Annotated in this window: 22 protein-coding genes and 1 riboswitch; of the genes, 11 read left to right on the top strand and 11 right to left on the bottom strand. The window is 44.7% G+C overall.

Annotated elements, in window-relative coordinates:
• Position 1: 1 nt before the first annotated feature.
• The 8 genes from gspJ to gspC form a co-directional block, all read right to left on the bottom strand.
• Entirely contained in the window at positions 2–721 is a 720-nt protein-coding gene (gene gspJ, locus K5Q73_RS17745) for a type II secretion system minor pseudopilin GspJ (protein WP_220762738.1), read from the bottom strand.
• The gene (gene gspI / locus K5Q73_RS17740; RefSeq protein WP_220762736.1) at positions 702–1,079 is read right to left on the bottom strand and encodes a type II secretion system minor pseudopilin GspI; all 378 of its coding nucleotides are present in this window, start codon (positions 1,077–1,079) and stop codon (positions 702–704) included. The genes gspJ and gspI overlap by 20 nt, the downstream gene beginning before the upstream one ends.
• The gene (gene gspH / locus K5Q73_RS17735; RefSeq protein WP_374706878.1) at positions 1,076–1,669 is read right to left on the bottom strand and encodes a type II secretion system minor pseudopilin GspH; all 594 of its coding nucleotides are present in this window, start codon (positions 1,667–1,669) and stop codon (positions 1,076–1,078) included. Before gspH ends, gspI begins: the two co-directional genes overlap by 4 nt.
• 1 nt (position 1,670) lies before the next feature.
• Entirely contained in the window at positions 1,671–2,105 is a 435-nt protein-coding gene (gspG, locus tag K5Q73_RS17730; RefSeq protein ID WP_220762734.1) for a type II secretion system major pseudopilin GspG, read from the bottom strand.
• Between the two features lie 64 nt (positions 2,106–2,169).
• Positions 2,170–3,393, bottom strand: coding sequence for a type II secretion system inner membrane protein GspF (gspF, locus tag K5Q73_RS17725; RefSeq protein WP_220762729.1), 1,224 nt, complete (start codon positions 3,391–3,393; stop codon positions 2,170–2,172).
• A gap of 3 nt (positions 3,394–3,396) precedes the next feature.
• A complete protein-coding gene (gene gspE / locus K5Q73_RS17720; protein WP_220762727.1) occupies positions 3,397–4,968 on the bottom strand; it encodes a type II secretion system ATPase GspE in 1,572 nt (523 codons plus the stop codon).
• A complete protein-coding gene (gene gspD, locus K5Q73_RS17715; protein ID WP_220762725.1) occupies positions 4,961–7,090 on the bottom strand; it encodes a type II secretion system secretin GspD in 2,130 nt (709 codons plus the stop codon). Before gspD ends, gspE begins: the two co-directional genes overlap by 8 nt.
• 82 nt (positions 7,091–7,172) lie before the next feature.
• Complete coding sequence (gspC, locus tag K5Q73_RS17710) at positions 7,173–8,090, bottom strand: type II secretion system protein GspC (RefSeq protein ID WP_220762723.1); 918 nt, start codon at positions 8,088–8,090, stop codon at positions 7,173–7,175.
• Between the two features lie 270 nt (positions 8,091–8,360).
• On the opposite strand from gspC, the gene hslR reads away from it, so the two are divergent.
• From hslR to K5Q73_RS17675, 7 genes are all read left to right on the top strand, one after another.
• Positions 8,361–8,759, top strand: a complete 399-nt coding sequence (gene hslR / locus K5Q73_RS17705; protein ID WP_220762721.1) for a ribosome-associated heat shock protein Hsp15 — start codon at positions 8,361–8,363, stop codon at positions 8,757–8,759.
• An 18-nt stretch (positions 8,760–8,777) separates the two neighbouring features.
• Positions 8,778–9,638, top strand: coding sequence for an Hsp33 family molecular chaperone HslO (hslO, locus tag K5Q73_RS17700; RefSeq protein WP_220762719.1), 861 nt, complete (start codon positions 8,778–8,780; stop codon positions 9,636–9,638).
• Positions 9,639–9,886: 248 nt separating this feature from the next.
• Positions 9,887–11,428, top strand: a complete 1,542-nt coding sequence (locus K5Q73_RS17695; protein WP_220762717.1) for a phosphoenolpyruvate carboxykinase — start codon at positions 9,887–9,889, stop codon at positions 11,426–11,428.
• Between the two features lie 301 nt (positions 11,429–11,729).
• Positions 11,730–12,152, top strand: coding sequence for a hypothetical protein (locus tag K5Q73_RS17690; protein WP_220762716.1), 423 nt, complete (start codon positions 11,730–11,732; stop codon positions 12,150–12,152).
• A complete protein-coding gene (locus tag K5Q73_RS17685) occupies positions 12,149–12,358 on the top strand; it encodes a helix-turn-helix transcriptional regulator (protein WP_220762713.1) in 210 nt (69 codons plus the stop codon). Before K5Q73_RS17690 ends, K5Q73_RS17685 begins: the two co-directional genes overlap by 4 nt.
• A gap of 278 nt (positions 12,359–12,636) precedes the next feature.
• Complete coding sequence (locus K5Q73_RS17680; protein ID WP_220762711.1) at positions 12,637–13,359, top strand: helix-turn-helix domain-containing protein; 723 nt, start codon at positions 12,637–12,639, stop codon at positions 13,357–13,359.
• A gap of 215 nt (positions 13,360–13,574) precedes the next feature.
• Positions 13,575–15,410 carry a M14 family metallopeptidase gene (locus K5Q73_RS17675; RefSeq protein WP_220762709.1) on the top strand — a complete coding sequence of 612 codons (1,836 nt, stop codon included), beginning with the start codon at positions 13,575–13,577 and terminating at the stop codon, positions 15,408–15,410.
• Positions 15,411–15,704: 294 nt separating this feature from the next.
• Here K5Q73_RS17675 and K5Q73_RS17670 read toward each other — a convergent pair whose 3' ends face one another.
• A complete protein-coding gene (locus K5Q73_RS17670) occupies positions 15,705–16,508 on the bottom strand; it encodes a bifunctional 2-polyprenyl-6-hydroxyphenol methylase/3-demethylubiquinol 3-O-methyltransferase UbiG (protein ID WP_220762707.1) in 804 nt (267 codons plus the stop codon).
• Positions 16,509–16,964: 456 nt separating this feature from the next.
• On the opposite strand from K5Q73_RS17670, the gene K5Q73_RS17665 reads away from it, so the two are divergent.
• Entirely contained in the window at positions 16,965–17,720 is a 756-nt protein-coding gene (locus K5Q73_RS17665; protein ID WP_220762705.1) for a hypothetical protein, read from the top strand.
• 154 nt (positions 17,721–17,874) lie between these two features.
• The gene (gene lepB, locus K5Q73_RS17660; RefSeq protein WP_220762703.1) at positions 17,875–18,534 is read left to right on the top strand and encodes a signal peptidase I; all 660 of its coding nucleotides are present in this window, start codon (positions 17,875–17,877) and stop codon (positions 18,532–18,534) included.
• A gap of 76 nt (positions 18,535–18,610) precedes the next feature.
• On the opposite strand, the gene K5Q73_RS17655 is transcribed toward lepB, so the two are convergent.
• The gene (locus tag K5Q73_RS17655) at positions 18,611–18,934 is read right to left on the bottom strand and encodes a GIY-YIG nuclease family protein (protein WP_220762701.1); all 324 of its coding nucleotides are present in this window, start codon (positions 18,932–18,934) and stop codon (positions 18,611–18,613) included.
• Positions 18,934–21,084 carry a S9 family peptidase gene (locus K5Q73_RS17650; RefSeq protein WP_220762693.1) on the bottom strand — a complete coding sequence of 717 codons (2,151 nt, stop codon included), beginning with the start codon at positions 21,082–21,084 and terminating at the stop codon, positions 18,934–18,936. Before K5Q73_RS17650 ends, K5Q73_RS17655 begins: the two co-directional genes overlap by 1 nt.
• Before the next feature lie 198 nt (positions 21,085–21,282).
• Positions 21,283–21,541, top strand: a riboswitch (FMN riboswitch).
• Between the two features lie 162 nt (positions 21,542–21,703).
• Between K5Q73_RS17650 and ribB the strand changes: the two genes are divergently transcribed.
• Entirely contained in the window at positions 21,704–22,342 is a 639-nt protein-coding gene (gene ribB, locus K5Q73_RS17645; RefSeq protein ID WP_220762691.1) for a 3,4-dihydroxy-2-butanone-4-phosphate synthase, read from the top strand.
• Positions 22,343–22,657: 315 nt separating this feature from the next.
• Positions 22,658–25,858 (top strand): EAL domain-containing protein, encoded by a 3,201-nt coding sequence (locus K5Q73_RS17640; protein ID WP_259650780.1) that lies wholly within the window; start codon positions 22,658–22,660, stop codon positions 25,856–25,858.
• The last annotated feature ends 155 nt before the right edge of the window (positions 25,859–26,013 follow it).

Here is a 26,013-nt window from a genome sequence, read left to right as displayed (position 1 = left end):
CTTATCCACCCGGATTTGTTCCATCCTGCTCTTTACCATTATCCCGGTTACCATCAGAGATCGGTGGCTCATCACCGCTATCGTTACTATCGTCATTGGCACCAGCAAGAGCGCCCTTTGGTACTAAAAACTTACGCTGTACCTTGCCGATATCTTCAAATTCAATTTCTATCGCAATCGCCTTGGGCAACTTGGTTGCATCCGTTTGGCGTTCCCACTTATCATCGGCAAAAAAGGCGTACTCCACAGAAAGTACCTTTTCCATAATCACCGTTTTAATTGGCTCCGCACCAATTTCGGGTTCAGGATACGGGTAATACCAACGCTGAAGCTGGCCTTCCATTACTACGTAGGCCACCGACTGCAAACTGCCTCTCGGCAAGAGTCCGTCAGGGTTTAACCAGCCTAGGCGAAAAAAGACTAAAGACTCCGACTCAGAATCGAGCATATTGCTACCCGTCTGAAAAACCGTAGTGGCCCTACCGCCCTCTAATAATCTAGGTGTACGTGCGACCATTTGGTTTAAGTCACGCTCAATCACACCAAAGCCTTGCTGCATCGCTTTTAACTTAGCGGCAAAGTCGCGAGTAGCGGTATCGTTTTTCATTACCGTGCTGAGCACTGTATTTGCCGCTAAACCTAGCATGGCAAAAATAGCGATAGCGATCAGCATCTCTAGCAGCGTGAAGCCACGCTGAGATTTAGTCAGCTTTAAGCACATAGCTGCTCACCTCAGCAATGACCCGAGCAAAGCGTTCATCATCACTGACACTTATGCGGATCATTCTAAAATTATCATCGGTGGTTTTGATAACCTCTTTACGCCAATACCAATCTTGATTGGCGAGCTCCGTTTGACCATCTTTACGACCAATTTCTGGAAACTTAGGCTCTAAACGCGCATCAACCATCTGGTTATGGGCGACCCATTGCGCCATAGTGCGCTCTTCTAAAATAGGCATGTTGGCCATCTGCTCGCCTAAACTCTTAGTGATAGAGACGGCAGCGATAGAAAATACCGCTAAGGCAACAATCACTTCCAGCAAGGTCATGCCTATTTGTTTAGATCGCCTGCTCATAAGACTTCTTCATCTTCGAAACCCATCCGTAGACGACCTAAGGCATCACCGAATACCACGACTTCAATATCTTGCTTCATTTCATCTTCGCTAACGAAAGACAGTTCAAAAGCACTCATCTCACCGCTCGGAAATAACATGATCTGCGGTTCAGGAAACTTCTTCTTTTCGTCGGCGGACTTTTCAATAAGTGGCTCATCAAACCAAGAATCTTGTTCTTCGTCATCTTGAACTAATGGTAAGCCATCGAGTACCAGCACCATTTCGACACCGGGTTCCATTTCTCGCTCAGCAAGCAATCTATCTTGCTCTAAAGGCTTCCACTTACCTTCTTCGTAATAAACGTATTTATAGCTAGTATCTTCAATGACTATGCCTACGAAATGGCCGCTTAAGACCGTTTCATCGAGCACCATTTCGGTAGACATCATGAACTGCTGCGCAGTACGTTCAAGCGCCTTTTCTTTACTCGCTCCGCCCATGCCAAGGGTGACGGCAGTTGCAGCCAATCCCATAAGCAAAACAACGAGCAACACCTCCATTAAGGTGAAGCCCGTTTGGCGCGCTAAGTTTAATCGCAGCAAACTCATATTATTGGAAGTTCTGTAGGTTCCAGTTACCAATATCATCTTCAGTACCAGCTTGGCCATCTGGGCCTGTACTGAAGATATCAAGTTTACCGTTCTCACCTGGGCTCAAAAGTAAGTAGTCATTGCGCCATGGATCTTGTGGTAAACGCTTCACATAACCGTCCGCACGGTAGTTACGTGGCTCTGGTGAAATAGTAGGCTTTTGCACTAAAGCTTCAAGGCCCTGTTCAGTCGTTGGATAAACGCTGTTATCTAGCTTATACATGTCTAAGGCATTTTCTAATGCTACGATATCTGAAACCGCTTTTTGCTGGTCGGCTTTATCTTTATTACCCATTAAGTTAGGTACCACCATAGAGGCTAAAATACCTAAAATAACAATCACTACCATGACTTCTAGTAGGGTAAAACCTTTCTGTTTATTACGTGCTTGCATCAACAACTTCCTTAAACTAATTCACCCACGCTAGCTACAAAATCTTTGTAGCTGACAGTGAGTATTAACCACTAATCATATTATTCAGCGCTAGAATTGGCTGAAGAATCGCTAAAACAATAAATAGAACTACAGCAGCCATGCTAACAACTAGCATAGGCTCAAACACCCCTAAGGCAATCGTCACATTAGACTCAAAATCTCGGTCTTGGTTATCGGCGGCGCGCTCAAGCATCTGCTCAAGTTGGCCACTTTTTTCACCAGAGGTAATCATATAGAGCATCATAGGAGGGAAAAGTTTAGTGTTGGCCAGCGCTGTTCCCAAACTTGTGCCCTCACGCACCCTTAATGTCGCATCTTCGACTGCAGCTTTTACTTTAACGTTAATAAGTACATCACTGGCGATACGCATTGCATCGAGTAGCGGTACAGAACTGGCCGTTAAAATACTTAATGTACGCGCAAAACGCGCCGTGTTAAGGCTTTTACTCACCTTGCTGATCACTGGCAGGCGCAGCAACATGCTGTCGTATTTCATGCGATTTTTAGGTGATAGCAGTAAACGTTTGGCGATAAAGAATAAGCCGATAATGACAGCCAAAACAATTAGGCCATAATCACGGATAAAGTCTGAGGAAGCGATCAACAGCTCAGTGGTCCAAGGCAACTCTTGCCCCATATGTTCAAATTGCCCCACCACTTGTGGCACAACGGCAGCAAGTAGAATAGCAATCACACCTATAGCGACGACTGTCAGCACGATAGGATATATCATTGCCTGAGTCATCTTGCTCTTGAGTTGCTGGCGACGCTCGGTGTAATCGGCGAGACGATTCAGCACCACTTCTAAGTGACCAGATTTTTCACCTGAAGCCACCATAGCGCGATACAGTTCATCGAAAATATGTGGGAACTCAGCCATTGAGTCGGCAAGGCTGTAACCTTCTACCACACGTGAACGCACCGCCATTACCATACTGGCTAAACGGTCCTTCTCGCATTGTTGACCAACAGCCTTTAATGCCTCTTCAACTGGTAATCCAGCTGCTACAAGGGTCGCAATTTGGCGAGTAATCAGCGCAAGCTCTGCAGTTGAAATACCACGCTTTAAAAAGCTAAAACCTGCGGCTTTCGCTTTGCTCTCTTTTTCTACCACTGGAGTGATCTCCAGCGGCATTAAGCGCTGCTCTCTTAGCTGAGTACGTGCGTGCCGTGCGGTATCCGCTTCGACAACACCTTTTTTTTGCTTACCCGTTTTGTCTAATGCTTTGTATTCAAATGCCGGCATGGTTTACTCCTCTCGAGTGACACGCAGCACTTCTTCTAGGGTAGTTTTACCCGCAAGCACCTTACTCATTCCGTCATGTCGAATGCTCGGCACTGATTGACGAATATGTTTTTCAATCGCTAACTCGCCGCGCCCGGTGTGAATAAGTTCACGCACATGATCATCGACAATAAGTAACTCATGAATACCTGTTCGGCCACGATAGCCATTATGACCACAAGCCTGACAACCCTTAGCTCGGAAAATTACCCGCGGATCATCGCTACTAATACCGAGAAGCTCTCTTTCACGATTATCCGGAGTATGTGCTTCTTTACAGCTTGGGCACAAGGTACGGATAAGACGCTGAGCAAGTACACCAAGCAAACTCGAAGACACGAGGAAAGGTTCAACTCCCATATCTTGCAAACGTGTAATTGCCCCTGATGCTGTATTGGTGTGCAGAGTTGAGATAACCATATGACCAGTAAGCGATGCCTGCACCGCAATTTGAGCGGTCTCAAGATCTCGAATTTCACCAATCATCACCACATCGGGATCTTGACGTAGAATTGCACGTAAGCCACGGGCGAAAGTCATATCAACTTTAGTGTTAACTTGAGTTTGACCAATACCTTCTAACTCGTATTCGATCGGATCTTCTACGGTAAGAATGTTAGTATCTTTCGAGTTAATTTCGGTAAGGCCAGCATAGAGGGTGGTACTCTTACCCGAACCTGTAGGGCCTGTTACCAAAATAATACCGTGGGGCCTGCGGATCAGCTCATCAAATTGATGACGAACCGCTTCGGTCATACCAAGCTGCTCTAAATCTAAATTACCGGCGTTTTTATCCAGTAGACGCAGTACCACACGCTCGCCATGGCTTGACGGCATCGTCGATACACGCACATCAACCGCTCGTCCCGCAATACGCAGTGAAATACGACCATCTTGTGGTACACGTTTTTCAGCGATATCGAGACGCGCCATAACCTTAATACGCGACACCAACAAAGATGACAGTTTACGGTTCGGCTTGAGGACTTCTTTAAGAATGCCATCGACACGGAAACGCACAATTAACTGTTTTTCGTAGGTTTCAATATGGATATCTGACGCTTCTTCTTTAATCGCCTCAGACAAGAGCGCGTTGATTAACTTAATAATCGGCGCATCATCGTCGCCCTCTAACAGATCTTCAGTTTGCGGCAGCTCTTCGGCAAGCGTGAACAAGTCCATCTCATTACCGATATCTTCCATCATCTGCTGCGCTTCAGAAGAGTTTGCCTGATAAGCTTGGGTCAAACGCGCCTCGAAGGCTGTCTCTTCAAGCTTAATTAAAGGTAGCTCTTTGCCACAATAACGACGCACCTCAAGCAAGGAAGCTAAAGGTGTTCCTTGGGTATAATAAAGCGACAGCTGATTATTTTCGTCAGTGGCTAGCGCCACCTTGAATCTATGCGCAAAAGCAAAGGGCAAACGCTCTTTACTGTTTGAATGAAAAAGCTGGTCCGCTTCACCCTCAGACACTAGCCCAAGCTCATTCGAGACCTGCGCTAGCTCTTCATCGACTTGAATTGAATTCTCACTCATCAGCATCTGTCACGGTATCAGTGCCTTGCTTATCGGCATCTTTGCTATTGGAGATAGACTTTAGAGCAGGATCCGTTTCACGCATCTTAGTGTCTAAGCCTTTGCCTTCTTTGTAACGGTTCAATACTTCATTGACTTCTGGAGGCAGGTAGTCAGCTTGATTCCACTCTTCTAAGATAGGAACTTGAGTATTTGGCATAAGGTTAACACCACGCTCCTGCTGCTCAAGCTGCAGTGCACGGAAGTAGTTATACTTGCGACCTGCTATGCCTTCCATGGTGATACCATCACGAATAATCGTAGGCTTAATAAATACCATCAAGTTGGTTTTTTTCTTACCGCTAGAAGAAGACTTAAATAGGTGGCCAATAATCGGGATATCACCTAAGAATGGTACTTTCTGCACCGACTCTTGTACTTCTTCTTTAATCAAACCACCTAGCACTACGATCTGACCAGAGTCCGCCATAACAGTCGTGGTTAAGCGACGAGTGGCAAAGGTTACATCGACACCAGTCTTGCCGTTAATACCTGATACTTCCTGCTCGATTGTCAGCTTAACTGAGCTGCCTTCGTTAATTTGAGGCACCACTTTAAGCTTTACGCCCACTTCTTTACGCTCAACCGTTTGGAATGGGTTGCTATTACCGTTACTCGAATTTTGGCTACCCGTTAAAATAGGCACTTCATCACCGACGATAAATGAGGCTTCTTGGTTATCTAGCGTAGTAATAGACGGTGTAGCAAGTACGTTTGATTTGGTATCACTCGACACGGCTTGAATCAAGGCGGCGAAATCGCCCATTGCCACGCCCCAAGCCATACCATTTACCTTACCCAATGCTTGCGCAAGTAAGGTGATATCACCACGAGTGTCAGGGTTTTCGGTACAGGTACCGTCGTTACAGACTGTAGAGCCTTCTTCACCTTGAGCCTGCCAAACACCCGCACCTATTTCACCAATGGTTGGGCCTAGGTTATTAAACTGAGTACCACCGCCAGCTTCGGTTGCCCACTGCACACCAAAACCTACATCATCACCTTCACCAACTTCTACGATAATCGCTTCAACCAGTACCTGTGCACGGCGAATATCCAACTGATTAATCACGCTTTCAATGGTGCGCATCTGATCAGGCTCGGCACTGATCACCAAAGCATTGGTATCGGTATGAGCCATAATATTAATTTCGTTACGACGCTTGCTGCCGCCACCTTGTGGCGTGCCTTTATCATCAACAAGTTGTTCAGCAAAACCGGTTAACACCTCAACCAGATCTTCAGCCTTGGCATAACGCAGATAGCGAACCTTAGTGTTACCTGTAGTTGCTTGCTCTGCATCTAGGTTTTTAATCAGTTGTACCACACGCTCACGGCTTTTCTCATCACCACTTACCACCACGGCGTTAGTACGCTCATCGGCAACAACTTTTGGTGCTTGGCCAGGCATTTGAGCTTGGTTTGCAGTTGAACGGTAAAGGGTATCGATAATACGTACGATTTCACCGGCTGAAGCATATTCAAGCTTAACCACTTCAACAGCGGTATCACCTTGCTTATCTACACGGCGCACAATTTCAACCAGCTTATTAACCACTGCGGCACGGCCAGAAATCATCAATACATTGGACGGATCGTAGTTAACCACGTTACCGCCACCGGCGTTATCGTTTAACTGACGTAATAGCGGGGCAAGCTGCTTGGCTTCGGTGTTATAAAGAGCAACGATACGAGTAACCATCTCGTCACCTAGGCCTGGCGCATTATCATCGGCAACGCGGATTGATGCGGTTTTAGCATCTTTATCTTTGATCACCTTAATGATGTTGTTGTCCATCTCGACAACGGCATAGCCATAGACTTGTAATACGTTGAGGAAGAACTGATAGTACTGTTCGTCGTTAAGTAGATCGTAACTACGAACATTGATTTTTCCGCGAACGGTTGGGTCGACAATAATAGTTCGATTCAAGTTTTTACCAACAATGTTGATAAACTCTTGGATATCGGTGCCTTTAAAGTTAGCCGCATATTGTTCAGACCATGCAAGTTGTGGAGCGAGTAGTGAAGCCCCCATCACCATACCGGCGATTAATCTGCGTCTAATCCGCTTATTATTCATTGTTATACTTCCCCTAAACCCTTTCGTTGCGGCAAACTCAATGTGTCTTACTGCAAATTCTATTGTTATTTCTGCTACGTATTTATTGCGGCAGACTAAACATTATTTCAATTAGTTGACCTTCTCGCTCTACCATCAAGGCGACTTCAGTCATCTCAGGCAGCTGCGCCATTACCTCTAACGCCTGCCCCATATCAGTTAGGTCATAGCCATTAATTGATTTAGCTAAATCATTAGCCCTGAAACCAGCCTGTTTAAATAGTTCACGGTCTTTACCTGGGTTAAGACGGTAACCAGCAAGCTCTCCACCGCTCTTAACCGGTGAAATTGACAAATAATCGGTAATTTTACTCGGGTCAGCCAAAATCTCATCGCGAGACTGGCTTAATTCAGCCGCTACAGCACTATTTTTACGATTATCAATCGTCTTACCCTTAGAAACACTCTTAGCTTTTTGTAACTGCTGATTAGCCGCGCCATTAGTATTGTATTCTAGACCATCGAGCATTAAGGTCTCGTAACGACCGCTGTTAGTAATAATAATTCTGTCGGCATAGACCTCTTTTAACGAAGCCGATGTGCCTTTAATCTTATCGCCTAAGCTGTAAGTGTCTTGACTACCGCTTGAAGCAATAACCGCTAAACCTTTCTGTTCTGTGGTTGATGCCACCACCCCTGTAAGCTGAATAGATAGCGAGGTTTTAGGGGCGTCGGTAATGATTTCTTCTACAGGAGCTACTTTAGGTTTATTACCTGCCGCATCAGGCTTACCAAAGAGAGAGAGTTGTTGCAGATTGAGGATGTTGACTTGACCAGCCGCATTACTAGCGACAGGCGTAGGTACCCAGCGCGCAGTCTCCGAGTCTTCAGGTACTAATTTCCAAGTAATTTGCGCTAACAAGTAAAGAGCTATTAATAGCCCAATGCTAAATATCGCTGTACTTACTGGCTTTTGAGGCACTCCAGCCGCTTTAGTTAAAAACTTATCTAATAAATCCATATTTATGTGGACCCTCAATGCAGGTCTCTGTTCTGATTATGATAATTTAGCAAATTGTGATCCATGCTAACCTACACTACTTTTGCCAACAAGCCCATTGCTGTAGCAATGTTGGCCATAATTAACCAAATATGCTAACTTTACGCGCCTAAAAAGGGTGTGAAGCCTGCCACTATTTTACCAGCGGGAAAGTAAAGATTTGTATATTCCTGCTGAGCTTGTGAACTTCCCCCTACTTTATATAAGGTTAATCTATCACTGGAGTCGCTCATGAACAGTGACGAGCAACAAGCAATTAAAGTCAGGCTTGATAAATGGCTCTGGGCTGCACGTTTTTATAAAACCCGTGCCATCTCAAAAGAGATGATTAATGGTGGTAAAATACACTATAACGGCCAGCGTACAAAATCGAGCAAATATGCCGAAATTGGTGCCACGATAAGATTAAGACAAGGCTATGATGAAAAAGAGATCGTCATCAAAGAATTGTCAGAACATCGACAAAAAGGGTCAATAGCACAAACCCTTTATGAAGAAACACCGCAAAGCATAGCAAAACGAGAGACTTATGCAGAGCAAAGACGTTTAAATATTCTTAATAATCCCGCTCCCGATCAGAAGCCGGATAAGAAACAACGTCGACAAATAATGCGCTTTAAAGAAAGCTAGAGAGATTGGAACAAAGAGATGACTAAAGACAATTTATATCGCTATTTATTCGAAAACGCGAGTGTACGTGGCGAGCTGGTACAGCTAGAAAATAGCTACCAAGAGGTGCTATCTGCACATGAATACCCATTAGCTATTCAACATCTATTGGGTGAGCTAATGGCTTCTACAGCCTTATTAACTGCAACCTTGAAGTTCAGCGGTGATATCAGTATTCAGCTGCAAGGTAATGGCCCTGTATCACTAGCAGTGATTAACGGTAATAACCTGCAGCAACTTCGCGGCGTATCACGTTGGGAAGGCGATATTAGCGACGATGCGAGTCTTACGCAGATGTTTGGCAAAGGCTACATGGTGATCACCCTAACACCAGATGACGGCGAACGTTATCAAGGTGTGGTTGCGCTAGATAAAGACACTCTGGCGGAATGTCTAGAAGATTACTTCGCACAATCTGAGCAGCTACCGACTAAGATCAAGTTATTTGCTGATACCAAGCAAGCTGCAGGCATGTTCTTACAAGTGTTGCCTACCGATGGTAATCACAACCAAGAGTTTGAGCATCTATCTGTATTAACTTCAACCGTTAAGCAGGAAGAGCTATTCACGCTACCCGCTGAAGAAGTGCTACATCGCCTATATCACGAAGAAGAAGTTCGCTTATTTGACCCTGTGTCGATTAGCTTTAAGTGTACCTGCTCTAAAGAGCGCAGTGCACAGGCTATCCGTACTGTGTCGAGAGAAGAAATCGACTCTATCCTAGCCGAGCTAGGCAAAGTAGAGATGGGCTGCGAGTATTGCAACAGCAAATACATCTTCGACGCTATTGATGTTGAAGCTATCTTTGCAAACGCACCAACCAGCGATGTAACTCAATAAGTCATATTGAGTTAGCCAAACAAATTGGCTAAACCGATTAAAGGCGCCCTTGTGGCGCCTTTTTTATGATTAAAATGCATCTTATTAACAGAGGAAAATGTCAAAAAAAGTGTTTCCACATCTCTTTTCACTGTTTTTTTTGATCTAGTACACATATTCATATCCGCATAAGTTACAATCGCTCTAAATATAAGCTGGCGCAATAGATCAGCACCTTATTGATGACCTCACAGATGGAGACCTTACCTATGGCGGATGGATCAAACCGCGAGTACCTTAACCTTTCAACAGGCCAATTAGTCGAGCTTGCGCTTGCACGTGGAGAAGGCGAATTGACCGCCAATGGTGCTTTAGTTGCAAAGACTGGTGAACGCTCAGGCCGTTCTCCTAACGACCGTTTCATCGTTAAAGAGCCTGGCTCTGAAGCTGATATCGAATGGGGCCCGGTCAACAAGCCTTTCGAAGCCAATGCTTTTAACGCTCTGTGGGAGCGAGTTGAAGCTTACCTAGCTGACAAAGACACTTTTGTATCTGAACTCGAAGTCGGTGCAAGCCAAGAGCATTATCAGCCAGTTCGAGTCACTACTCAGTACGCTTGGCACCAACTATTTGCTCGCAACCTATTCATCGTGCCTGAAGAATTTAATGCCAGTGACAAGCCTGTATGGCAGATCATGAATGCCCCCGGTTTTGAGTGTGTTCCTGAGCGTGATGGCACACATTCTGATGCCACTGTAATTATTAACTTCGCAGAACGTAAGGTGCTACTTGCAGGCCTTAAATACGCGGGCGAAATGAAGAAGTCGATGTTCTCAGTCCAAAACTTCTTACTACCTGCTAAAGGCGTGCTGCCAATGCACTGCTCGGCAAACGTAGGCGCTGATGGCGACACCACACTATTTTTCGGTCTATCCGGCACGGGTAAAACCACGCTTTCAGCCGATCCTAAGCGTTTCCTTATCGGTGATGATGAGCACGGTTGGGCACCGGGCGGCGTATTCAACATCGAAGGCGGTTGCTACGCAAAGTGTATCGACCTAAGCCAGAAGAATGAGCCAGTGATCTGGGATGCAATTCGCTTCGGTACTGTGCTTGAGAACGTTGTGACTGATGAAAACCGTGTACCTGATTACACCAACTCAAGCTTGACTGAAAACACTCGTGCAGCATATCCACTCGAGCATATCGCTCAGCGTAAGTTAGATAACTGCGGCGCAGAACCACACGCGGTTGTGTTCTTAACCTGTGACGTTTCTGGTGTGCTACCACCTGTTTCTAAGCTAACCAAAGAGCAAGCGGCTTATCACTTCCTGTCTGGTTATACCGCTAAAGTAGGCTCAACGGAGATGGGCTCTACTGCCGCGATTCAGTCAACATTCTCAACTTGCTTCGGTGCTCCATTCTTCCCGCGCCCAGCGGGGGTGTACGCTGAGTTACTAATGAAACGTATCGAGTCTTTCGGTAGTCAAGTTTACCTAGTTAACACAGGCTGGACTGGTGGTCCTCACGGTATTGGTAAGCGTTTCGACATCCCAACCACTCGCGCCATTGTCGATGCTATCGTATCGGGTGAGCTTAAAGATGTTGAGACTGAATACCTAGAAAAGCTAAATCTACATGTACCTTTAGCTATCCCAGGTGTAGACAGCAAGTTACTTAACCCAATCAACACTTGGGAAGATAAAGCTAAATATGCAGAGTTTGCTCAACATCTTGCTGATAGCTTTAAGGCTAACTTCGAGAAATATCAGGTACCAGATTCAATCAAAGATGCCGGTCCCAACGCTTAATATTGACTGCTCTAGCACCTTTTTAGGGCGCATCAGTTAATACTGCGAACCAATTAAAATCCCAGCTATATGCTGGGATTTTTTATGACCAAATACGTAGAAAATCAGACCTATACCAATCGATCCTAATCCTAGAGTCAAAAACTGAGTGAGGCCCGCATTCATCCTTGCCATATGTAAAGCCTTACAAACTTAAAGTAAAGCTTACTTGACTTATTATCTTTAGACCTCTAAGTTATAAGTCAAGCACACTTTACATCGCTAGAGTGAGAATAGCTAAAATACACAAGGAACCGTAATCATGAAGATCATCGAAGCCATATGCGCCAAAGGTCTGCCTAAGCGCGATCTCAAAAATGCCAATCGAGTTAATCTGTTTGCACTTTTATGGGCACTCACATTATTGATAAGCACCTACCTAAGCGAAAATGAACTGCTTGGCAGCGGATTATTGCTTACCTTGGCATTCTGCATTCACACGTTTATTGGTATTGCCATGTTGATGAGCTATCGACACTTTCTGGTACAACTCGATGAAATGGAACGCAAGGTTCAACTCGACGCACTAGCTTTGTCTGTAGGAGTGGCCATTATTAGCTTTTCCAGCTATTCAATCTTACAAAATAGCGCTATTGTTCCCCCTCTCAATGCTGCATACCTCATAGCGTTAATCGCTTTAACCTATATGGTTGGCATTATTAAAGGAAGGATCAGTTACCGATGAAAAACCGTCTAAAAGTGCTCAGAGCAGAGCGCGACTGGACCCAGGCTGACTTGGCTGAAAAACTCGAAGTTTCACGGCAAACCATTAACGCGATAGAAAAGGGCAAATACGATCCAAGCCTGCCCCTAGCTTTTAAAGTCGCCCGTTTATTTGAGATGCCAATTGAAGCCATCTTTGAAGATGAGCCAGAATTGGAAATTTTTTGAAGTCAGCTTTTACGAATCATGTAGCGCTATCAATTCTCTTCATCAACAAGCCGCTCTCTTTTAGCGGCTTTTGCTTAATAAATCAGTAAATGCGCATTCAACGTCTAACTATAGTGTGAACAAATCTACTACCGCCCTCTTCATGCTCCATTCAGCACTCCTACCCAATATTCCTTGTTATGCTTTAATATTCATCTTCATATTTATCCGTGAATACCCAAGAGTAGTCACTGTTTAGATAGTTAATTTTATCAGCAAGGATAACAAAGGATTGATATATGACATTAGGACAACAGATAAAGCAATGCCGAACGGCACGTGGTTTCAGCCAACCTGAACTTGCAGAAATGGTCGGAATCGAACAGTCTTACCTCTCTAAGTTGGAAAACGATAAATCCATTCCGTCGAACGAAGTATTTAGAAGCCTACTGAATGCCTTGTCTATCAGTATCAGCCAATTCCTCGAAGCGATTGATAGCGACAAACACCGACAACAACTGAATCAAATCCCAGATCTAGAAGCCTTTCTATCTCAGCAAGCCCATTTAAATCTAAAGTCATTACGACGCTTTCTCTACATAGCCTCGGCATTAATCATCCTAGGTATTACCACTTTTTATAGCGGTTTTAGTAAGCAACTGTTCTCAGAGAAACAGTATCAATATCAATCTTTAGGAGTGGTATTACCTGGCGAACCATTAGATATCTTTTCCTCCTGGAGGCGTACCATAGACTCTAGTGCGCCTAATAGTCGTTCCATCAGAGAAAAGAAAAATATCGAAATGACGATGCGCAGCGACAGCTTATTTTTACTCACTACAGACAATAAATCCCAAAACTTCAGTGTCGATGTTGAAGGCGGCAAACGGCTGTACTTTTTAGATAAAGAGATTGCCGTATCAAGACAGGTTAACGCATGGCTGCAACTCTTTGGGATACTTTTCTTTACTACTGGTGTTGTCGGTTTCGCCCTTGAAAGACGGTTATATAAACTGCAGTAAATCTAGACTAAACCTAGCTGTAGTGAGCCTCATCAGCTGGGTTTTACCCGCCTAAATTAAGCCTATACGCCTCCTCTTCTAATTGTGCTAAACAGCTAATGCCATAATAAGTCATGCATATTTAGACACAGTATCCCTGTTGCACTTAGCGACTATTTAAGGAAAGATAATCGCCTAAAAATAATTCAAACAGTTCAAAAAATGGGTACCTAACCATGCGCTTATCTTCCCTACCGGCTATTACCTTACTCCTTGCTAGCAGCAATCTCGCTGCAGCCCCAACGGATACGACAACACCTCAAATAGCAAACACCTATATTAATGACGCTATCTTACCGCCCATCATGGCTTGGCACGGAGGCAGTAAATCTCTTGTTGTAGCCCCTGATGCAGAGTGGGCGACGCCTTTTGAGCAAAACGGCCTTAAGACTAGCCCTAGCTATGATAAAACTTTTGCCTGGTTAGATAAGTTAATTTCCCAGAGCGACTTGCTAAAGAAAGTCAGCATAGGCAAGAGTCCTCAGGGTCGTGATATTTGGATGATTGTCGCCTCCAAGGAGGGCGCTGAAGACGCTACCACGCTATCTGATAATGGTAAGCCAACTTTGTTAGTCCAAGCAGGGATCCACTCGGGAGAAATTGACGGCAAAGATGCTGGCATGATGTTGCTGCGTGACATGGTATTTAACGGTAAGGCAGAGTTACTCGATAACGCCAACTTGCTATTCGTACCGATTTTCAGTGTCGATGGCCATGAGCGCTCAACTGAATATAACCGCGTCAACCAGCGTGGTCCTGTGAATATGGGCTGGCGTACCACAGCGCAAAATCTAAATCTCAATCGCGATTATGCCAAGGCTGACACGCCTGAGATGCAGCATATGTTGCAAGCAATCAACATTTGGCAGCCGGATCTTTATATCGATGTTCACGTTACAGACGGTATCGACTATCAATACGATGTAACTTTTGGCTATAACTTAGCCCAAGGCCAAAGCCCTTCTATCTACAATTGGCTGGAGAACAGCTATCGCCCCACTATCGAGTCAGCATTATCTGAACAGGGGCACATACCCGGGCCTTTAGTATTCGCAATTGATAACACCGACATCACCAAAGGCATGTCACTTTGGAATGCTAGCCCACGCTTTTCTAATGGCTATGGCGACGCGCGTCATCTACCGACTATCTTGATTGAAAACCACAGTCTAAAGCCCTTTAAACAAAGAGTTCTTGGCACCTATGTGATGCTCGAATCCAGTCTTAAGGCCATCGCCAACGATAGCACTAAATTACAGTCAGCTATTCAGCAAGATAAGTATCGTTACTCGCCTAGAGTAACTCTCTCCTGGCAGCAGGAGCAGCAAGCGCAAGGCTGGGACTTTAAAGGCATAGGTTACACACTAGAGCAAAGTGCGATTAGCGGTAATGACATCGTTCGTTGGAATGGCGAGCCTAAGCTATACCCTAACCTACCGGTTATTGGTGGAACCAAAGCTGATGTAACAGTGAATCGCCCTGCGGCTTATTACATACCATCACAATGGCAAGAGGTGATTGAACGATTACGTGTGCATGGTATCCGTATGACGACACTGACTAAGCCAGCAGAACTTAAGCTGCAGCAGTATCAGTTCAGTGAGCCACAATTTGCCGCCAAAGATTACGAAGGGCGTCAGCGAGTCAAAGCCACGGTGCAAAGTCAGCCTGTTGAGATGACATTACCAGCAGGTACAGTGCGAATTGATACCAAGCAACCATTAGGTGATCTCGCCATGTTGCTATTGGAGCCGCAATCAGCAGACTCACTGTTTCAATGGGGATTTTTCAATCCTATCTTTACTCGTACCGAATACATTGAAAATTATGCGGTTGAGCCACTAGCAGCCAAAATGCTCAAGGAAGACCCTGAACTACAGGCCGAATTCAATAAAGCCCTTAGCGATGCAGAATTTGCCGCAGACCCTAAAGCGCGCCTACGTTGGTTTTACAAGCGTAGCCCCTACTACGACAACCAATACCTTAAGTATCCAGTATTAAGAAGCAACTAATTCAAGGGTCCTAAGGTTCAATCACAAAAATAGCGCCAATTGGCACTGATGCCCTAACTTAAGGAAATTACTCACAGCGTGAGATAAGTTCGAAAGATAGGCCACGAAGAGCGCTAAGAAGAACCAGTCAGGGCTTTTATTTTCTTCGTGCCCTTTGTGTAGCGAGCGAAGTGAGTGCTTCGTGGTTTATAGCTTTGAAACTAAGACCCCAGCTTATGTTGGGGGTCTTAGTGTTTTGCCAATAAATCAGGTTTGGCTTAACTTTATGTTATTGGTCAATTAGCTCTGTACCTTTTAGGCTTTTTTAGTCGCTGATATCGCATAGGTCAGAGGTAAACGTTGGCCCTGCTGCTCGACAAAATAGCGCTGACGTTGCTCTACACCTTGGGGTAACTCAACCGCTACAGTTTCTTCAGATAAGCCCTCGAAGCAGTTGTAAGGACTATACGGAAACTCATCAAAAAAGTTGATCTCTAATCCGGCTTTTATCAGCGCATTAATCACATCTGACAATGAATGCGACCAGCTCATAAAGGTATTGGTGTCGTCATTAGCATTCTCGGTATAAGTCACCTCATCTTCAACATCTGCCGCATCTTGATGAAAATAGCTGTACCCCTCAAACACCGCTTGGGCAGGGTGAAACTCCACCATGTAAAACTGACCACCAGCCACCAGCTTACTCGCAATGATCTGTGCCCACTTATCGAGATCCGGCAACCAAACAATAGCGCCATAAGAAGTGAAAACCAGATCGAATTCAGCCGTGACTGTTTCAGGTACACTATAAACATCGCTACAGATAAAGTCTGCTTGTAAGCCAGCCTGCTCAGTGAGAGACCTTGCCTGAGTAATGGCTTCAAGGGAGAGATCGATACCCGTGACATCGGCTCCCATACGCGCCCAAGACAAGGTATCGAGTCCAAAGTGACACTGCAGATGAAGTAAGCTTTTACCCATTACATTTAGCGCTGCTAGCTCAATTTCTTGTAGCGAACTCTTGCCCTTTAGAAAGCCTGCAACATCATAAAACTCTGATGTGACATGGGTCTGTACCCGCCTATCCCACCCTTGTTGGTTAACCGATAAATAATCCATTTCTGTTTCCCTACATAATTTTAAAACCGAGTCGGCTACTAGCAGACACTAGGCTGGAGTACTAGCTGGTTCTAAGTTCTAGGCTCGAGTACTAACTGGTTCTAGATTCTAGGCTCGAGTACCAGCTGGTTCTAGGTTCTAGGTTCTAGGTTCTAGGTTCTAGGTTCTAGGTTCTAGGTTCTAGGTTCTAGGTTCTAGGTTCTAGGTTCTAGGTTCTAGGTTCTAGGTTCTAGGTTCTTCAGTATTTTTAGCCAAGTCTTTGAGTAAATTCACTAATAATTAAACTTTAATGATAGTTATTGAGTGAATTAGCCATTACCACCAGCTGCAAACCAAAGATAACATAGTTAAAACAAATAGATAACCTATTGGCACAATTTCTGCTTATTGATAGGTATTAAAATGACAGCAGCTTGTAAATGCTGCCAACCAAAAATAATAAAAGGACGTTACTTGATGAAATCAAACTCTATCTTGCTCGCCAGCCTTATCACTATTTCACTTTCTGGCTGCATCATTAATGTTAATGGCGCCAGCACTGGGCCACTTAACCACCAAAAGAAACAACTTCAGATGGATGCCAACGATATCGATACCTTGGTAGCCGAAACAGGCGCAGGTGACCTCAAGATCTTAGGCGTTGAAGGGCTTTCTCAAATCATGGTTACTGCGGATATTTATACCTATGGTGATATCGAAAGTAATCTCAGCCTCAAGCAAAGCGGCTCCAAAGCAACATTAGTTGCAGAGTTCGACAGCAGCATTAATTTTCAGCGCTCCCCTTATATAGACCTCACCATTCAAGTCCCTAGCAGTATGGTGCTAGATATCGACGATGGCTCGGGTGATATCGAGATCAAAGGTCTCTCGGCAAACATTACACTTGATGATGGTTCTGGTGATGTGTGGATCAAAGGCGGTAACGACCTCAACATCCAAGACGGCTCAGGCTCGGTAGAAATCAGCAACACCACAGGCAAACTCAACTTAGAAGATGGTTCAGGATCTATTAGCCTATCAAGCATTGGCGGTGATACTCATATCGACGATGGCTCAGGTGATTTAAGCGTGGAAAACGTCAATGGTCATGTCGTGATTGACGATGGCTCTGGCGATATCAATGTCGATAACACCTTAGGCTTAAGCATTATCGAATCAGGCTCTGGTGACTTAAGCGTAGATAACATCAACGGTTCAGTCAGTATGCACTAACTGATTTGACTGTGGCTATCTGAGTATATGGCTTCCCGGCGCAGGGCTTGCGGTCGATATTGTTCCTAACAGTCAGGTGCTGACTAAAAGATCGCTATCGGCAGTAATGCCTTGCCCAACTAATTGAATAACGACTAATTGAGTAGAGTGCCTTATGAGTAAAGTAAAACAGCTTTGGAAAGATAATCGTCAACTAGTGCTATTCATTGTTTTAATGTCTGTTTGTAGAAGTGCTATCGGCGACTGGTATACAGTACCTACAGGCTCAATGCAGCCTACGATTAAAGAGGGCGACCGTATTGTGGTAGATAAAATGGCCTACGACTTACGCGTACCCTTCACGCAAATGTCCTTAGCCATAACAGGTGAGCCAGAGCGAGGCGAAATCGTAGTCTTTGAATCAAAAGCTGCTAATAAACGCTTAATCAAGCGAGTTATTGGCTTGCCTGGCGACAAGGTTAGCCTCAACAATGAAGTTCTATTCATTAATGGCAAGGCATTGGCTTACTCGGTGGTATCTAGCAGTGCTCAAGAGCTGATTGCTAAGGAAGATCTTAATGGCTTATCCCATAGCATCCGTATTGAAAAGAATGCCAGCGATCAGTTAAGCAGCTTCGACATGGTAACCGTACCCGAAGGCCATTATATGGTGATGGGCGATAATCGCCGCAACAGCGCCGACTCAAGGGTGTATGGCTTTGTTCCTCGGGGCGAAGTCAAAGGTAAAGCCACCCGAGTCGCATTCTCCCTCGATTATGAAAACAACTACATACCCCGCCAAGATCGGTTTTTCACTAGCCTTTATGCCGAATAAACATAGTTAACTCTAGTCAGTAAATGGCGTAACCTCTGTCAATGGTTACGCCGTTATACCGTTACGCCATCAATACTTAATCTCGCGTGGCAATCAAGGCCAGCTTCTTGGCTCTAGAATACTTCTTTAATGCTATCTCTCGCTTAAGCGCATCAGAGTGACTCCCCACAGTTTCAGAATATGCCAAAGTTAATGGTCCCTTTCCCCGAAGAAACTTAGCCGATTTAGCACTGCCACTTTGATGCTCATTAAAGCGACGAGCCACATCTGTTGTTATCCCGGTATAGAGGTGGCCGTTTGCACAGCGCACCATATACAGATACCACAATGTTTCGCTTGCTTGACCTTGTAACTTGGTAGACTTTAGCGGCTCTATAACTGCCTCTGCAGACTTGCGCATTAGCGACTCGTATTCTTAGCAGTATCTAACCCTAGCAAACCTAAGAAGAAAGCATACTCTTTAGCAGTATCGTCATATTGGCGATAGCGACCACTCTTGCCACCGTGGCCCGCTTCCATATCAGTATCGAACAACAGCATATTAGTGTCCGTCTTTACATCACGCAGCTTAGCAACCCACTTGGCAGGCTCAAAGTACTGCACTTGCGAGTCATGCAAGCCCGTAGTCACTAGCAGATGTGGGTAATCTTGAGCACTGACGTTGTCATAGGGGGCGTAGCTTAGCATATAGTCAAAATAGACCTTCTCATTAGGATTGCCCCACTCGTCATACTCGTTGGTGGTAAGAGGGATCGACTCATCTAGCATGGTGGTGACCACATCGACAAACGGCACATGCGCTGCCACGGCAAAGTAACGCTCTGGCGCCTGATTAATCACCCCGCCCATTAGTAGGCCACCAGCGCTACCACCAGCAGCAACGACTTTATCTTTTGCAGCGTAACCTTGCTCAGTCAGTGCTTTAGTCACATCGACAAAATCGTTAAAGCTGTTTTGCTTATTCAGCATCCTCCCGTCGTCATACCATCCACGACCTAGCATTTCTGAACCTCGTACATGAGCGATGGCATACACCACACCACGATCTAGTAAGCTTAACACTGAAGAACTAAAGTCAGGCTCGACGGTATAGCCATAGGAGCCGTAGCCATACTGATACAGTGGGTTAGTACCGTCTCTATTGAACTTATCTTTACGATAAACCAAGGTTACCGGCACCTCTTTGCCATCACGCGCCTTAATAAACAAACGCTCTGCTTGGTAATGTTCGCTATTGAACTCGCCCAGCACTTGCTCTTGTTTAAGCAGTTCACGCTCATTTGGCTTCGCCAGTGCATATTCATACACAGACTCTGGCGTAGTAGGGCTTGAGTAGTAAATGCGGAGCTTGTCGCTTTGCTGGCTTGGGTTAATATCGAAACCAACAACATAGGCGGGATCATTAAAGGCCAGCTCAAACTCGGCTTGGTCATTAAACGGATACACGCGAATACGGCTGATGCCTCGCTCACGAGTTTGCACCACCATATAGTCACTCAGCAGCAACACATCTTCTATGCGTGAGTTCAGATCATGGCCGATAACATCTTGCCAAGCACTCTTATCTGCCGCCTGACTAATCGCCACTTTCATTAAGCGGAAGTTACTCGCTTGCCAGTTAGTCAATATGTAATAAGTGTCGCCTAGCTTAGACACCGAGTACTCATGCCCTTCTTCTCTTGCTAACACAGGCTCAAACTTACCCAAAGATGTATTGGCATCCAACATGCTAACTTCGCTGGTTACCGTACTTTCTGCATGCAAGACGATAACCGACTCATCCAAGGATTTGCCTAAGCTGATGTAGAAGGCGTCATCTTGTTCTTCATATACCAGCACATCTTCTGATTGCGCCGTACCTAGCTTGTGGCGAAATACTTGATAACCGAGCAATGTCTGCGGGTCTTTGGCGATATAGAACAGATGCAGATTATCGTTAGACCACACGACGCTACCATCTGTACCTTCAAGCTTGTCACTCATTAGCTCACCGCTTGTGAGATCTTTAAAGTACAAGGTGTAAATCCGGCGACTCAGAAGATCTTCCCCAAACACCAGTTTGGTTTCATCTGGGCTGACCGACACTTGACCTAAGCCGTAAAAGTCCTTTCCCTCGGCTCTTAGGTTTACATCTAATAAGACTTGCTCTGCATCGTTATCGAGTTCTGTTTTACGGGCTACAACAGGGTACTCAAAACCTTGTTTGTAATAACGGTAATACCAATGCTTGTGCCAAAAGTAAGGTACGCTTGATTCATCTTTATCTAAACGCCCTACTAGCTCATCGAACAATCGCTGTTTTAGACCATCAAAAGGCTTGAACTCAGCTTTAGCATAAGCATTCTCTGCGTTTAAATGCGCAATCACTTTGTCATCTTTGCGCTCGTCATCTCGCATCCAGTAATAATCATCGACACGAGTTACATCATGCAGCGTCATGCTATATGGGATTTTATCGGCTTGAGGTGGTTTTACAGCTTGGGTGGTGGTCATATTATTACATCCAAATAGCAATACAGTGCTGAGTATGAGCGGAGCAAACAGTTTCATCTAACATCCCTTTATTATCTCAGTCAAAATGTTCCGTATATTGACTGGGGCGATCACGAATCACAGTATCGACAGACGGTATAGACAGTTTTGCACTATCGCGCCATTTTAACTGCCCAGCTTGTCATTTTATTTAAATAGGGGCAACATAACGCCACTTGGCTAGTTTGTTAATCAATTCATTAATAATCAGCCAAGAATAATTCTCAGGGCGGGGTGAAACTCCCCACCGGCGGTAAATTATGCTGCATATATCAATCACAGTATAAAAGCCCGCGAGCGCCTAGTTTACGCTATTCAATATCAATAGCTGCCAATATTCACTAGGGTCAGCAGATCTGGTAAACAGACCTTATCAATAACGCCCGTTATAAATAAGGTTGCACCTACTCCAGAGCCGACGGTAATGGGTACTGACGTTAGTCAGTACACTGAGTCCGGATGAAAGAGAATATAAGAATAAACCAGAAAACCTCAGGCTAGGGTTAGCTTTGTGGTGCTCTGCGTTGTTCTTATTATGCATATGACTATTAGCCAAAGTTTTTGGCTGACGCCATGTGCCATTTTCTGTACGCCCTGATTCTGGTCAACCCAATGTTGTATTTTAAGGATGTTATCCATGAATCAGTCTTTACTTGCCCCTTACGGCAATCCAATTGAACGTGTTAATGCTGCACTAACTGCGCTACGCCAAGGCAAAGGTGTGTTAGTGGTCGATGATGAAGATCGTGAAAATGAAGGCGATCTGATCTATGCAGCTGAGACACTTACTAATCAACAGATGGCCCTCCTCATTCGTGAATGCAGTGGTATTGTTTGTCTTTGCCTTACCGATGAACGTATCGAGCAATTACAACTTCCCCCAATGGTTAGTGACAACAACAGCCAATACGGCACCGCCTTTACCGTTAGCATTGAAGCGAAACAAGGTGTAACTACAGGTGTTTCTGCTGCCGATCGCGTGACGACTATCAAAGCTGCTATCGCCGATGATGCTAAGCCTGATGATTTAGCTCGTCCAGGCCATGTTTATCCACTTCGCGCCCGCCCAGGTGGAGTATTAGAACGCCGCGGCCATACAGAAGGCACCGTTGACCTAATGAAGCTAGCAGGCCTTAAGCCTTTTGGCGTGCTATGCGAAGTGACACAGCCAGACGGCACTATGGCTCGCTTAGCAGAAATTGTTGAATTTGGTCAGCAGCATGATATGCCGGTACTTACCATTGAAGACATTGTTGCTTATCGTAATACTCAGTAATCAAGCTTAACCTATACAGCCGCAGTCGATGCGGCTGTTTATTTTATGCCATTTTCAGGTTGTACTATTGCTTAGTTATATCCATTGAATATAAAAACTGATTAGCAAAATCTTTGATTTAGCAGATGTTTGAGGTATTTTGCTAAATTCGTGACCTAGACTGAACTTTAACGGACATGCTAAGGCGCATATTTATTTATATGGTTATTATTTAGCGGTATTTTTTACTTCGTATTGCTGCATTGCATTACTAAGACAAAATTATCTCCTGCGGAGGGTCATCGCCGAATGCAACCCGTGTTAAGCCGATTGAGCTTGAAACAAAAATTATTCCTATCTGCATCTTTACCTATATTTATATTGGTATTACTGGCAGTGCTTAGTGCATCAACGCTCATTAAGCAGTACCAACACGCCTCAGCAAATGTGCTCACCACCAAAGTCGCTTTAGGCATAGAAAATGTCATCTATGAGCTACAGAAAGAGCGCGGCCTTTCGGCAGGCTACCTAAGTAGTGACGGTCGCTTATTTAAACAAGAACTACAGCAGCAATGGCAAACGACCGACAAGATGTTTCAAGAGTTAGTATTCAATTCAGCTCTCGATGAAACCATCAAAACCGTCAAGAGTGACACCGAACTTTTTAATACCCTGCAAGAACAACTCAGTAAAGCTAGCTTGGCGCGACAACAGCTCAGTATCGCCCGCCAAAAAATCATCGAATTAAATACCCCCGAATACTTCAGTTTTTACTCCAGACTCACTCAAAAGCTCATAAACTTCGTCTCACATCTACGCTTTAAGAGTGATAACTCATATCAGGTTTTAGTGCAGGCCGACTTAGTCAACATGCTCAAGATCCAGGAGCTATCCGGTCAAGAGCGTGGCTTAGTCAATAAGCTACTTTCTGCACCTGTATTAGAGCCAGACTCTTTTAAACAGATTGCGCAGATTAGAACTCAACTCGATAATGCGATCACCAATGCTATTTCAGTCATGACACAGGATAATCGAGCTAGCTTTAGCCTGTTGATGAATAGCCAGACGCAGCAACTTGTTTCTCGTTACCGTACACAGGTAGAACAGCAAGTTAGCCTGATAGAGCAGGCAGAAATCATTAATGATCTAATTGGTTACCGTGGGCTTAGCTATAATTTTAATGGTTACCTGAGTACACTAAACCCAGCTTATCTAACTAAATTTCAAGAACACTACTTTGCCTTAAAAGCGACGCTTACAAATTTAACTGATAACCATACACTCAGCCCAGAGCAACAAAACTTAGTTCAGGCCATTAAACAAACTGCTGAAAGCTATCAAGAGCATGTTGCCCAAGCAGAGTTAACCCAGTTACCTACTGCAGGGGCAAGATTAAAACGACTCGCACAAGATATCGCCTTACATGACAACCTTTATCAACTACAAAAGCAGCCACCAATAATTGATAGCGAGTCATGGTGGCAAGCTGCAACTGCAGGCATTGACGCCCTTCACCAGATAAATACTCAGCTAACAGCTAAAATAGCCCACCAAAACGAGATTGAAAAACAGCAGATCCTCTCTTACCTCTATATCAGTCTATTTGCAGGCTTACTCTTCTTCTATATCGTCTATCTCGTCGGTAGAAATATCGCCAACGACCTTATCGACTCGGTGAGAGGCATAGTTAATGATGTGGAAAAACTGGCAAAAGACCCAAGTCTTGTGCTCGATTTAGAAGTTAAAGGTAAAGATGAGCTGGCACAGATAGCACTGGCCGTAAACCAAATGGTTTCGGAGCGCATGAAATCAAGACGCGCGTTACACCAAGCCTCAACAGTATTCAGGCATTCAGCCGAAGGGGTGATCGTCACCGATGCCAACAATCGTATCGAACTGATTAACCCAGCCTTTACTAAAATCACTGGTTATACCCTCGAAGATGTCAAAGGTAAGAGCCCCAGCATATTAAGCTCAGGCCATCACCAAGAGGATTTTTACCAACAGCTATGGCAATCTCTATCAAGCAACAATAGCTGGGAGGGAGAGATTTGGAATAAACGCAAAGATGGCAAGATCTACCCTGAATACCTAAAGATCACTGCAGTAAAGAACAGTAAAAATGAAACCGTTCAGCATATTGGCTTATTCTTAGATATCAGCAACAACAAGCAGTATGAGCAAGATATCTGGTATAAGACCAACTTTGACTCCTTAACTAAACTGCCTAATCGCCATCTGTTTTCCTCAAGGCTGCAGCAAGCTATTGGTTGTGCACAGAAAACTGATAGTCAAGTCGCCATTTTCTTCATCGATTTAGACAGGTTTAAGTTTATTAACGAGCTCCACGGCCACGCTGCGGGTAATAAGATCCTCAAGCAATCGGCGACACGACTCGAAGCCGTACTTGGTCCTGACGATTCTATCGCGCGTATAGGCGGTGATGAATTTGCCGTAATCGCACCACAAACCGGCAATATTGGTACAGAACAACTGGCGCAGAAACTCAGTGATGCGCTGGCTAAGCCATACTTGTTCGACAATAAAGAAACCATTATTTCCTCTAGCTTCGGTATCGCTTTCTATCCAGAAGATGGTCAAGATATTGAAACCTTACTGCATAACTCTGAAACGGCCATGTATCAGGCCAAGCGCGATGGTCGAGCGCATTATCAATATTTCTCACCAGAGATGAACGTTGAAATGCTTGAGCGCATGCACCTTGAACAGAGGCTACGCAAAGCGGTCAAACAGTCTGAGTTCTACCTTGAGTATCAGCCCGTTATCGATATGCGGAGCGGCGAGGTAACCAGTGTTGAGGCGCTTGTTCGCTGGCAAGACCCTGATTACGGTGTTATCTCGCCACAAGCTTTCATCCCTATCGCCGAAGAGACGGGATTGATTGAACCTTTAGGCGAATGGATCTTACATCAGGCACTAGCTGATCTTGCCGAGTGGCACGCTCAAGGGATAACCCTCAAGATGGCCATTAACGTTTCGGCACGCCAGTGTATTCACTCCAGAGACATTAGCTTTTTCGACATACTCAAACAGACATTGGCTAAGCACAACATTGCCGCCGAAAATCTACATATCGAAATCACCGAAAGCATGTTGATAGAAGATAAGCCGCAATGCTTACAAACTTTAGAATCGATTAAGCAACTAGGCGTCGATATCTATCTCGATGACTTTGGAACAGGCTACTCGGCACTTAGCTATTTAACTCAATGCCCTATCTCTGTCATCAAGATCGATAAGAGCTTTATCGATAATGTATTAGACAATCCATCTGATGCTAAATTAATTAAGGCGATTGTGATGATGGCACAAAGTTTAGAGATGCCACTGGTTGCAGAAGGGATTGAAACTGTAGAGCAATGGCACTTATTACGCGGCTTAGGCTGTGATTACGCCCAAGGCTTCTTGATGTCTAAACCTTTACCTAAGGCGCAGTTAGTTGAATTTTTACGTCAAACTCAGCCATTTCAATATCTCAACCGAGCCGTTGAACTCAGCGCCGTTGAATCATTATAGACATAGCAGACATAAAAAAGAGCAGCGAGGCTGCTCTTTTATCTTTTACACCAGAGTTAGACTAAGGCTTATACCGCAGCGCTAGTCATCACACTTGCAGACTCTTCTACTGCCATCTGCGCTAAATCTTTATCAACAAAGAATAGAGCTTTACC

Origin of the sequence: Shewanella sp. MBTL60-112-B2 (genome assembly GCF_019655055.1) — a bacterium.
Lineage (GTDB): Bacteria > Pseudomonadota > Gammaproteobacteria > Enterobacterales > Shewanellaceae > Shewanella.
This window is presented reverse-complemented; position numbering and strand designations above follow the sequence as displayed.